At 56.4% G+C, this 10898-nt stretch carries 10 protein-coding genes; 5 read left to right on the top strand and 5 right to left on the bottom strand.

Going from position 1 to position 10898, the window contains the following annotated elements; genetic code table 11:
* Nucleotides 1–67: 67 nt before the first annotated feature.
* The 4 genes from HQL56_14400 to HQL56_14385 form a co-directional block, all read right to left on the bottom strand.
* On the bottom strand, nucleotides 68–766 hold the full coding sequence (locus HQL56_14400) for a hypothetical protein (protein MBF0310710.1): 699 nt from the start codon (nucleotides 764–766) through the stop codon (nucleotides 68–70).
* Between the two features lie 178 nt (nucleotides 767–944).
* A complete protein-coding gene (locus tag HQL56_14395) occupies nucleotides 945–3968 on the bottom strand; it encodes an AAA family ATPase (GenBank protein MBF0310709.1) in 3024 nt (1007 codons plus the stop codon).
* A gap of 124 nt (nucleotides 3969–4092) precedes the next feature.
* Nucleotides 4093–4554, bottom strand: a complete 462-nt coding sequence (locus HQL56_14390; GenBank protein ID MBF0310708.1) for a hypothetical protein — start codon at nucleotides 4552–4554, stop codon at nucleotides 4093–4095.
* 230 nt (nucleotides 4555–4784) lie between these two features.
* On the bottom strand, nucleotides 4785–5039 hold the full coding sequence (locus HQL56_14385) for a hypothetical protein (GenBank protein ID MBF0310707.1): 255 nt from the start codon (nucleotides 5037–5039) through the stop codon (nucleotides 4785–4787).
* A gap of 279 nt (nucleotides 5040–5318) precedes the next feature.
* Between HQL56_14385 and HQL56_14380 the strand changes: the two genes are divergently transcribed.
* Together HQL56_14380 and HQL56_14375 are read left to right on the top strand one after the other, a co-directional pair.
* Nucleotides 5319–5942: a chemotaxis protein CheC gene (locus HQL56_14380; GenBank protein ID MBF0310706.1), complete on the top strand. Its 624-nt coding sequence runs from the start codon at nucleotides 5319–5321 to the stop codon at nucleotides 5940–5942.
* A 54-nt stretch (nucleotides 5943–5996) separates the two neighbouring features.
* Nucleotides 5997–8021, top strand: coding sequence for a response regulator (locus tag HQL56_14375; GenBank protein ID MBF0310705.1), 2025 nt, complete (start codon nucleotides 5997–5999; stop codon nucleotides 8019–8021).
* 1 nt (nucleotide 8022) lies between these two features.
* Here the strand turns inward: HQL56_14375 and HQL56_14370 are convergent, their stop codons facing one another.
* Nucleotides 8023–9003: an FHA domain-containing protein gene (locus tag HQL56_14370; GenBank protein ID MBF0310704.1), complete on the bottom strand. Its 981-nt coding sequence runs from the start codon at nucleotides 9001–9003 to the stop codon at nucleotides 8023–8025.
* A 353-nt stretch (nucleotides 9004–9356) separates the two neighbouring features.
* On the opposite strand from HQL56_14370, the gene moaD reads away from it, so the two are divergent.
* The 3 genes from moaD to HQL56_14355 all read left to right on the top strand — a co-directional run.
* Complete coding sequence (gene moaD / locus HQL56_14365) at nucleotides 9357–9602, top strand: molybdopterin converting factor subunit 1 (GenBank protein ID MBF0310703.1); 246 nt, start codon at nucleotides 9357–9359, stop codon at nucleotides 9600–9602.
* A gap of 12 nt (nucleotides 9603–9614) precedes the next feature.
* Nucleotides 9615–10592, top strand: coding sequence for a molybdenum cofactor biosynthesis protein MoaE (locus HQL56_14360; protein ID MBF0310702.1), 978 nt, complete (start codon nucleotides 9615–9617; stop codon nucleotides 10590–10592).
* Nucleotides 10589–10898, top strand: a 310-nt coding sequence (locus tag HQL56_14355; protein ID MBF0310701.1) for a molybdopterin molybdenumtransferase MoeA, incomplete at its 3' end; no start/stop codon positions are given. The genes HQL56_14360 and HQL56_14355, both read left to right, overlap by 4 nt.

Here is a 10898-nt window from a genome sequence, read left to right as displayed (position 1 = left end):
GTCTCTCAAGAGTACCCCAAATGGGGCGATCATTGGAAGTCATCGCTGACCCATCACCCGGCAATTTTTACATATTACGAAGCACGAGACTGGAGGAGTGAACAGAAGAAGGGGGATAAAAAGATGGGTCCAACGAACCGTTGCCTATCGGATTGGGAATTTGAAACCAGTCCGCTATATCTTGAAACAAGGAGCGGATCAGGGGGGTGTCCAATTCCCCTTTGGGAACGGCTCTCCAGTTAAGGTTTTGAAGGGCCAACTTCCCCTGGATTGTTTCTGAATAATCTAGATTATTTACATGAACCAAGTAATCGAGATAATGCTTTGGATGTCGCTCATGACTCCACCAGGGAATTTCTTTTCTTCTACGAGTGTTCTCGCCATAACAAACTGAAAGCCATGCAGGATCGTTGCTTTCAAATTGTTCGACATCAGTAGGATGAACCAAATGAGGTGGTATAGAGGCAGATCCAACTCCTGCTTGGCGAAGGGCTGACGGATCACCAAAAAAGTAGGCTTCCGGAAGTGGCTTAAACAGGTGAAAAGAGCATTTTTGACGAAAAAGCACTCCTAATGGAAATGAACTGGACGGAGACTTTTGTTGAAGGACCCGCTTAACTGCATTTATATAATGTTGGGCAATAACCCTTTCCTGCCCGAGATTGCCGAGCTCGACATCATCCATAACCACAACTAAGTCAGCAGGCCCACTTTCATCCTTTCCAACTATAGCTTCATCGTACATGGCGGTTGCCAGTTCCAACATTGGCCTGGAAGGGACCTTATTAAGGACAAGTCGATGACTGGTTGTCCCATTCATCTGTCGGGGAACATCCCACTCCACACTTTTTCCGTTTCTTTTAGAGGGGAAAAGAACCTTAAGCGAACTATGTAGAGCCAACCTTTCCATGGAGCCTGTCACAATGAGTTTAATTCTATACATTTTATAGGCCATCCACATTGCAACCAAGTTCACCCTGCTCATAAAGCGATCCAAGATTAAAGTCACTTAACCATTCTCGGTTAAACAACTCATTCAACGACTTTGGCATGGGCCTATTCGGCCCAGACTGTTTCATTACAAAAACCTCTTCCGGAGAAGCATTCAATTCATCAAGAAGCACCATGGAATGGGTTGCAAGCAGAATCGTCAGGTTATGATGATCCCCCCAACGTCGGGCCTGTCGCAAAAAGGATCGAACCGCCCACGGATGAAGACCGTTCTCCGGCTCATCGATTGCCACGATGCTTTCATCTTCCGCACTGGCAAGGTCACATAGAAGCACAAGAAGTTGCAGAACGCCATTGGCTTCAGTGGCCAAAGGCATTGGCAGCTCCCTTCCAGGAGAGTAAATACGCCCGGCTAGAGTTGTTCCCGCTTCCTCGAAATCCATTTCGTAAACAAGATTAGGGAAAGCTGCACGAAGACCTTCAATAACAAATTGGTATCTATGCTGATTGGAGCGTTCCTGATACCAACGCCTCATCACGGCTAGAGAATTAGTTCCTCGTGGGTCCAGACGGCGATTTTCGGAAGTATTAGACCCCTGACGCAAGGAATACAAATCCGGGTCATGATAGATAAATATTCGACGCAGGAAAGCCGCCATCAAATGGATCGACGAATCCTTGAAACCTCTATCAATTAAGGTTCGCAAACCTAATTTTGTCGTCGCTTCAAGCCGCTCCCCTCTGTAAAAAAACGCCCCAAGATTATCGCTAGAAAAAACCTCACGTCCTTGAAAGGAAAGGATTTCTTTCGTCAGGTAATCTACTGTGCCTTCTCTCTGTACAAGCTGTATTCGCCAGCTTGTTTCACCAATATCCAGACCGACTTCGATAGGATCTTCACTTGAGGCACCCCAGGTCCGTAGGTTACTACTTCCACCAAGAACAATGGCTAGAGCCTCGGGCAAATCACGTTCATAGGCCATCCTCAGCAATCTTAATGCCATCAGCAATGTCGTTTTCCCAACCCCATTGGCTCCAATGATCAAGCTAACCGGGGTAGGTTCCCACTCAATATTATGCAACACCCTCAAATTTCGGATATAGAGGGTAAAGCGCATAGCCTGATGCCGGCGCGACATTTCCAACATGAAGGGAATTTCATCGGTTGCATCCAGCCGCTCATGGGCCGTCAGCAACTGCAAATTAGCCCAACCGCTTATATGCGCCCAAACCCTCTCTAAATAGCCTCGTCCACGCCCCCATTCTCCTTCGCAACTTAACCAAACCGAATCATTCACTAGCAATTCCCTAACCTCACCATGAACTCCTTCTGCATAAACTCGGACAAAATTTCTATAGGATTCCCTATACTGTCTTTTTCGCAGCCGAATATGATCGACAACTATTTTATAATTCTCCTCATTTTCTAACCGATCAAGCTTTAAGAGAAGCTTACCAACCAATTCATCAAGCCATAAGGTTGCAGCCCGACGAGCTTCCGTTTCTACTGCGCTGTAAAGATCTAAATAAGCATAGGTCCCTTTCCTGCGGCATGTTGCATGCACCCTTGAAGTCGACCGCGCATTGCGAATAGCATATTCCATACCCTTCAAAGGATATTGCACAGGCACTCCGACTGGTAGATTGGCCGAAATAATCAAGCGCAGGGCATCATCCACTTCATCTCGTCGCGGCATAGCAAATTCCGCTTCGACGTTTTGCAAAAACCTTTCAGCCTCACGAGACACTTCAATTAACTGATTGGTCGCCTCTTTTCTTATTAGCAACAAAAGAGAGTCGATAGCCTTTAATAGAAACACTCGATCATCATTAAGAACATCGAAAGAAATAATTGTCGTCTTTTCCATTTCCTTTTGAAGACCAATACCTTCCAGAGCTACTCGACATTCCTCTTTCTTTAGATCTTGCCCAAACTCCCGATCACCGTCTGCTCCGTTGACTTGGTCGGAATCTCCCTGATCCAGCGGCACAAGCATCACCCGAGCAATCGCCATTCTCAGTTCCGCATCTGTTATCATGGAACGCAGAACGGACCGAATAGCCTCTCCAGGCGCATCTTTAAATGGAGTGCATAACACAATGACTGCCCGTTCATCTCGAAGAAAAGCCTGCAAGTCACCCCGGGTTTCAATCGGCCCATCTAACCCTCTTGAATCGATCAACGTCAATTCCAGGCCTGACTCACTTCCCGGAAACGGATCTTTCACAACAACTGTCAGACGCTTAGGAAGTACTGTGGTTTTTTCCTTACCCAAATTAACCGCTTCAAAGCACTTTTTTAGTTCTTTCTGTGATTCAATATCGCTATCCTGCCACCACCATTCTACTTGCCTCCTTGTTTCAAGGTTGACTCTTTCAATCAGATGGCGAGATAGTTCTTCTTTCGTAGAAAACCCATGAACTATCCTATCCAATGGACGAACAGTTCGTTTCTTTTTGAGTCCATCTTCAATATATGTCTCCGAATATTCTGGATATCCTGTCATGTTGCGTAATACACGCTGAACTTCTTGCGGAGTTGGATCCTGATCATCCTCCCCCAGATTTCCCCCGATCTCCTTTCGGCGTTGCCACTCATCCTCTGCAAAATCCTGAATGGCCTTTTCCATCTCTTCATCAGAAGTGGGGTCAATGATCAGTCCAATTTCACCCCTATCGCGTTCCCCAACAGCCCGAACATGAACCTCACAGACTGTCGTTCGACCCGCACCTATCGCCAAGATGGAGTTAGTCTTTAGCTCATTGCGACTCCTTGGCATTGTTCCAATAAATAAATTGGAGGCAACCCCGACAAGTGAGGACTTACCTACTCCAGGAACCCCAATAAATACGATTCTATGTGATTTATTATCAATAAAGTTCATATACTTCTCAATCGCTTGAACCCATTCTCTCCGGGAGCTTTCAATGCTCGCCGCATTTGGAAACGATATGGGTGTCAAGGCACGGAGCCGGCTAAGCACATTCTCAATTGAATTTCCGGATGTATCCGTCATAAGAAACTCCTCGAATCAGATCAAATCGAAAGGGCGCCAGACACAGATGCTCAGAGCAAGGCAACTCAATTGCACGAGTTGCCTTGCATACTAATGCATGGAGGGACATCAAAACAAGGGGGGTTTACCCCCCCTGGGAGGAGTTCTCGGCGGGGGCGAGGATTTTGACCACCCGGCGACCATTGAGATCACGGGTGTTGTAGACGGGGGCTTTGGAGAAGGCGAAGCCGCATTGCAAACCGGCAGCCAGACGCACGTCCTCCAGATCGGCATCGTTCATGGGGAAAGCCTGGCAGGCGCGAGGTCGCACCGGCGAGGTGTAGATGCGGCACATGTTGGCTTCGTCCAGCATGGGGCATTCGAACAGCAACTTGCAGCAGGCCCCGCACATCTGACAATTCCCGGAGCGACGCGCCGCGAAGGCGTCCAGCTCTTCCGGATTCAGATTTCGGGTCTTGAAGTAGCGGCGGATCTTTCCGCCCAGAATTCGGGCCAGAATCCAGGCCCGCTTCCAAACGGGAAGCGGGACAGACTCTGAATGAGTGGTCTTGCTGACTACCGCAGTTTCGGATACGGGTGTGGACAAGGTACACTTCCTTGGTTTCAATGGCCAGTCGATCTTCGTTGCCGTCCCACCGGACGACAGAATCGACCCGTCGAATTTTGCATAATATCCCAAATGATCCACGGATGCGAGAAACTTTGCGCCGGAATATCGCGGGGGAAACAGCAGGCGGGAATGGAAAAATCAAACGCCCCCAGACCGGATTTGACCCGGAATGGAGGCGCGTTCCAATCGGTTCGGTGGTGATATGGTCAGGCAGCCGCACCCAGGGTATCGGAGGGCTGTTGGTTCACTTTCTGCAACGCCGCACGGGAGATGGTCACCTGGTAGGCGCTGCTGGCCACGGGTCGCATCACCCGAGCCGTGGTGTTCTCCTTCTGGGAGGCGTCCTTCACCTCCAGGGGCCGAGCCGATTTCTTCGGGTCATCCTGACGCTGACGATTCAGATTCGTCGCCGTTTGCACCGCTTGCCGGATCAGATATTGGGCCGCCTGTGGAATGTTCATCCTTCGAGTCCTCGACAAACCGCCTGATAATTGGATGGGATCAACCGCTCCGTATTATGTCTCCTCATGGTTTAAAATATTATATGCACGGAACATGCCACACCTTCGGAGCATTCCCCAACCGCTTCCAATCCCCTCAAATACCCGCATTGCGGAAAAAATTGCCCCACTCTTCCCTTTGGGCCATGGTACAAACAGCGTCAATCGGCTAACATGGTTCAAAATAGTGTCGCTGCCAGCCCCGACGGGGTCGGGCAGCCCGGGAGATCCTCGCGCGACATGTTTATCCTGACCCCTCAAGAACAAGACGCCCTTCAGGAACTGCTCAACGTCGGCTTCGGTCGCGCGGGAGCCTCCTTGAGCGAAATGCTCGACGAAGAGGTCATCCTCTCCCTGCCCTTTCTCGATTTTCTCCCGCCGGAAGAGGCCATCGACCTGATGGAAAAGAGCGCCTCCGGCGACGAAATGGCCGCCGTGCGCCAGGTCTTCACCGGATCCTTCAGCGGAACGGCCATGCTGGTTTACGGCATGGAAAGCAGCCTGAATCTGGTACGCGCCCTCCTCAAGGAGGATCTGCCCGCCAGTAACCTCACGGAACTCGAACGGGAAAGCCTGCTGGAAGTCGGCAACATTCTCCTCAACGCCTGCCTGGGAACCCTGGCCAACATGCTGGAGGGCGAACTGGAGTGCCATTTCCCCGAGTACCTGCAACGCTCTTGCCGGGATCTGATCATGCCCCTGTTCGGGGCTTCCGAAGAGAACCCCACCAGTCTTCTCTTCCTGGTGGTGCAATTCCGCACCACGACAACCCATATTCAGGGGTATCTGGTCCTGCTCCTCGGTTTGGACGCCCTGCGCAATCTGCGTCAGCAGCTCGCCCGACTCCTGGAGCGTTTTGAATAGCCGTCCGATTCCATCCACCTAAACCTGGGGCTTCCTGAACAGCGTATCCGCGCCATGACACCGACCAACATCCCGTTCCTGGAAGCCGTCTTCGATGCCTCGGATACCGGTATCATGGTTCTCGATACCGCAGGATGCGTGCTGCTCATGAACCGCTGGTTGCGGCAGCACGCCCGCATGGAACAGATCGAGGTGAAGGGTCTCCCCTTCGAAACCCTCTTTCCGACCCTGGCCAACTCCCGTATCAGTCAGGCCGTTCACGAAGCCCTGAGCATCGGCTTGCCGGCTCTGCTTTCGCCCAAGCTGCTGCGCCATCCCCTGCCCCTTTTTCGTCCCCTCGGCGACGGGAACGAACCCATCGAACAGATGATCCTGGTCAAACCCCTGGGAACCGCCGAAACCCGCATCGGTTGTCTGGTGCAGGTCAACGACGTGACCCAGGCATTGCACCGGGAGAGACAGTGGAAGGAACAATCCCGCGAGGTAAGCCTGCTGGCGGAACGGGTCCACAAGGAGCATGCCCACCTTCAGGCCGTACTCGATTCCACCGTGGACGCCATCCTGGTGGTGGACGAACTCGGGCGCATCCGACAATGCAACTCGGCGACCTGCCGGATCTTCGGTTACGAGAACGCCCAACTGGTCGGTCGCCACCTCAACCATATCGTGCCGGGACTGCCACCCCCGTTCCGTTTCTGGAACACCCCGCACCATCCCCCGACCGGTTTGCGTTTCGAAGCCGAGGGTCGGGACCGGGAGGGCAAGCCTCTGGTTCTGGAGGGCGCGGTCCAGTCCCTGCAGGGCAGTCTGGACAACCGCTTCGTGTTGTTGTTGCGGGATATCTCGGTGCAGAAAGGCGCCGCTCAGGCCCTGGCCAAAGCCCTGGCCGCCGCCGACCACGCCAATCAGGCCAAAAGCACCTTTCTGGCCAACATGAGCCATGAAATCCGTACCCCCATGAATGCCATTCTGGGCATGGCCGATCTCCTCTCCGAAGCCCGTCTGCCCGCCCCCCACGGTCGCTATGTGGAGGTCGTCAAACGCAACAGCCTCGCCCTGCTGGCCCTGATCGACGATATTCTGGACCTGAGCCGGGTGGAAGCCGGGCAAATCGTTCTGGAACGGCTGGTCTTCGATCTGCGCACCTGGATGGAGGCCATTCTGGAGGATTTCTCCGGTCTGGCCAGACAGAAAGGACTGATTCTGAGCGGAACCATCGACCCCCTGGTGGAAGGCTCCTACGAGGGCGACCCCACCCGCCTGCGGCAGGTTCTGGTCAACCTGCTGGGCAATGCCCTGAAATTCACCGCCCATGGCGAAGTGGAGGTTCGCATCACCCCCGAACCGCACGGCCACGGCCCCCTCTTTTCCGTGCGCGATACCGGCATCGGCATCGCCGAGGAGAAACGGGAAAGCATCTTCCATGCCTTCATTCAGGCCGACTCCTCCACCACCCGTCGTTTCGGGGGAAGTGGCCTCGGACTGGCCATCAGTCGCAATCTGCTGGCCCTCATGGAGGGTCGCATCTGGGTGGAAACCCCGGAGGGAAGGGGCAGCCTGTTCCGTTTTACCGCCCCTTCCCTGAAGCGGGTGGAAACCTCCGCAGTGGTCGCGCCGCTTGCCGACTCCGCCGCACCGCCCCTCTCCCTGGAGGGACGCCGCATCCTGCTGGCGGAAGACGCGGAAGACAACGTCCTGTTGATCCAGGTTTTTCTAGGCAAGAGCGGTTGTCGGCTGGAGGTGGCGCGCAACGGACGGGAGGCCATCAGCCTCTACCGGCAGCGGCCCTTCGATCTGATTCTCATGGATATTCAGATGCCGCAAATGGATGGTCTCACCGCCACCCGGGCCATTCGGGCCATCGAGTCCGACCAGGGCCGGAAACGCACCCCGGTGGTCGCCTTTACCGCCTTCGGCATGGAAGAGGACCGGGAACGGGCCAGAATGGCCGGTTGCGACCACTATCTGGTCAAACCGGTCAACAAAGCCCGCTTGATGGAGACTCTGCAACGGTTTTTGGGTCAGCGCGAAACCTCCGGTTTCGCCCCGATGCAAGCCGACCCCCTCACCACGGGCTGAATCAGGCCAGGCTGCGGCCCATGCGGCGGGTCTGCACATCACGGGGAGCCGATAAATCCCCCAGACTCAGACGGCAGATCTTCTCCTTGGCGGCCAGTTCCGAAAAATAGCTCACCGCGTTGGGCCCCTGCTGCCAGGCATCCTGCAAGGCCAGTTGCAGCCGGTCCATCAGAACCGCTATCTCCGAAACACCCTGCCGCACCCCCGCCACGCCGATGGCTCCCGGCAAGACCATGAACTCACCCTGCCACGGCACCATCAGGGAGTCGAGCTGACGTTTCAGCTCACCGGCCACATCGAGGGCCTCCCGAATATTGTACCCTTCCATCAAAATGCCAAAACGGGCATGCCCCAGGCGTCCCGGCAGTTCGCTGCCCGGAAGCAGACCCCGGATATTCCGGGAAAGCTCTTTCACCCATTCATCGGACGCCCCCTCTCCGAATCGGCGCTCCAGCTCCTCCAATCCCCTGAACTCGCAGGCCAGCACCGATAGGGGATTGCGGGAGACCAGCTTGCGGTGAATGGCCATCTCCGTCTGCCAGTTGAACCACTCGGCCTGGGCGAAACCACTGACCGGATCCCGGGTCTGCTGCAGAAAACGGCTCAGATGCCCCTCCTTCCGCACCTCTCCGGGGGCATAGTAGCGCAGCACCACACACTCCCGCCCCAGGCGCACCTCGTCCCCGGAGAGCAGCACGCGGCGCTCCCCTTTCTGCAGCAGATGATCGCCGACCAGGGTGCCGTTGACCGAAGAGAGATCTTCGACCGAGACCACACCCCCTTCGACATACACCACGGCATGCCGGCGCGAAATGCGCTCCTCGGCGAAAACCAACTGACCCATGGGATCCCGTCCCAGGATGTGTCTGCCGGGAGTCAGTTCCAACAACCGATTGAAGGGAGTGCCTTGCAGCTCCACCAGCACGGCGCAACCCGTTTCGCCTTCGTCATTCCGCCCGTCCTGCTTCGACTCGTCCCCCATGGCTTGCCGCTCCTCAAGCTGTAAGCCTTCGTCATTGAGACCCCCCGGCCACTATGCCACAACATCCCCCTTCTAGTCATCCATCTTGATCTCAGCCCCTCCGACGGAAAATTCGCTACGGAAATTGATTCACATCAAGGCCGGACCCTCCCGGATTCCCTACCCTGCACAACGTCCGGGTTTTCCGATGCGCCTCCCAGCCATTCGCTTCAGGGGGTCCCCATGAGGGCTTCGCGCCGTCATATCCCCTTCCGCCTTGGCCGGGAGGCTTTTTTTTGCCCGGAGTATTGCCCGGAGTTCCCTCCCCCGTTACAATCGTTGCCGCCCTTCCCATTTTGCCAATCGGAGTCGCCATGGCCAGACTGCTCTACTTCGCCCGGGTTCGGGAAGAGATGGGACGCTCCATGGAGACCCTGCCCCTCCCCCCGGAGATCACCTCGGTGGCCACGCTGCTCGACCATCTGCGTCGCCGGGAACCTTACGCTTCCGCCCTGACCTCCCACATCCAGGTCGCCGTCAACCAGCGGCACGCCTCTCCCCCGGATACCATCGGCGATGACGATGAAATCGCCTTTTTTCCGCCGGTCTCCGGCGGCTGAGACGGTACGACCATGATCCGCATCCAGGAAAACGACTTCTCCCTCGAAGAGGAGATTGGGCAACTCACCCAAAACCGGGGCCGCATCGGCGGAGTGGTCTCCTTTCTGGGCAAGGTGCGCGATTTCTCCGACGGGGAGAGCATCGAGGCCCTCGACATCGAACACTACCCCGGCATGACCGAAAAGGAGCTGGAACGCATCGAAGAGGCCGCACGGGCCAAATTCGAGGTGGAGGAGCTGCTGGTGGTGCATCGGGTGGGCCGGTTGCAACCCTGCGACAACATCGTGCTGGTGGTCGCCGCCTGTTCCCATCGCGCCAGCGCCTTCGACGCCTGCCGCTTCGTCATCGACCACCTGAAACTGCGCGCCACCTTCTGGAAACGGGAGACCACCTCGAAAGGCAGTCGCTGGGTCGATGTCTGCCCCGGCTGCCAGGCCGCCGCCAACCCGCTGCACGGCTCCGCACCCACCCACACGCACCACCACCACGCCAAGCAGGAGACCCCGGGCTGGAACGGGCTCGACGTGGGTCTGCTCACCCTCTCCGACTCCCGCACCCTGGCCGATGACGGCAGCGGAGACGCCCTGGAAGGTTTGTTGAGCGCCGCCGGCGCTGTCGTCAAAATACGACATCTGCTGCCGGACGATCAAGCCGCCATCGCCGCATGCCTGACGGATTGGGCCGATCGTCTGCGACTGGACTGCATCGTCACCACCGGCGGCACCGGCCCCGGCCCGCGGGATTGCACGCCCGAGGCCACCCGGCAGGTTTGTGGAAAGGAGCTTCCCGGACTGGCCGAGGAGATTCGCCGGGCCGGACTGGCTCAGGTGCGATCCGCCCTGCTGACCCGTGGCGTGGCCGCCCTGCGGGGCCGCACCCTGGTGATCAATCTGCCCGGATCCCGGCGTGGCGCCGTCCACAGCCTGCAGGCCATCGCCGATCTGGTGCCCCACATTCTGCGCATGGTTCACGGCGGAGGACACTCATGATCCGCTTCGCGGAGGCCAAACAGCGAGTACTCGACAGCATCGTTCCCCTGGACGAAGAGGAGCGCGTGCCCTGCACCCAGGCCCGTGGCCGGGTGCTGGCCAGGGCGATCCACGCCCCCCATCCCGTGCCCAACCACGACAACTCCGGCATGGACGGCTTCGCCGTGCGACTGGCCGATCTGAGCCCCGAGGCCGAAACCCGCCTCACCGTGGTGGCCGATCTGCCGGCGGGCAGCCGTCTGACCAAACCGCTGCAGGCCGGGGAAGCGGTGCGCATCATGACCGGCGCGCCCATTCCGCCGGGAG

It is taken from the genome of Magnetococcales bacterium (assembly GCA_015231925.1).
Taxonomy (GTDB): Bacteria; Pseudomonadota; Magnetococcia; order Magnetococcales; family JADGAQ01; genus JADGAQ01.
The sequence above is the reverse complement of the archived record's forward strand: the minus strand, read 5'-3'. Positions and strand labels throughout refer to the sequence as shown.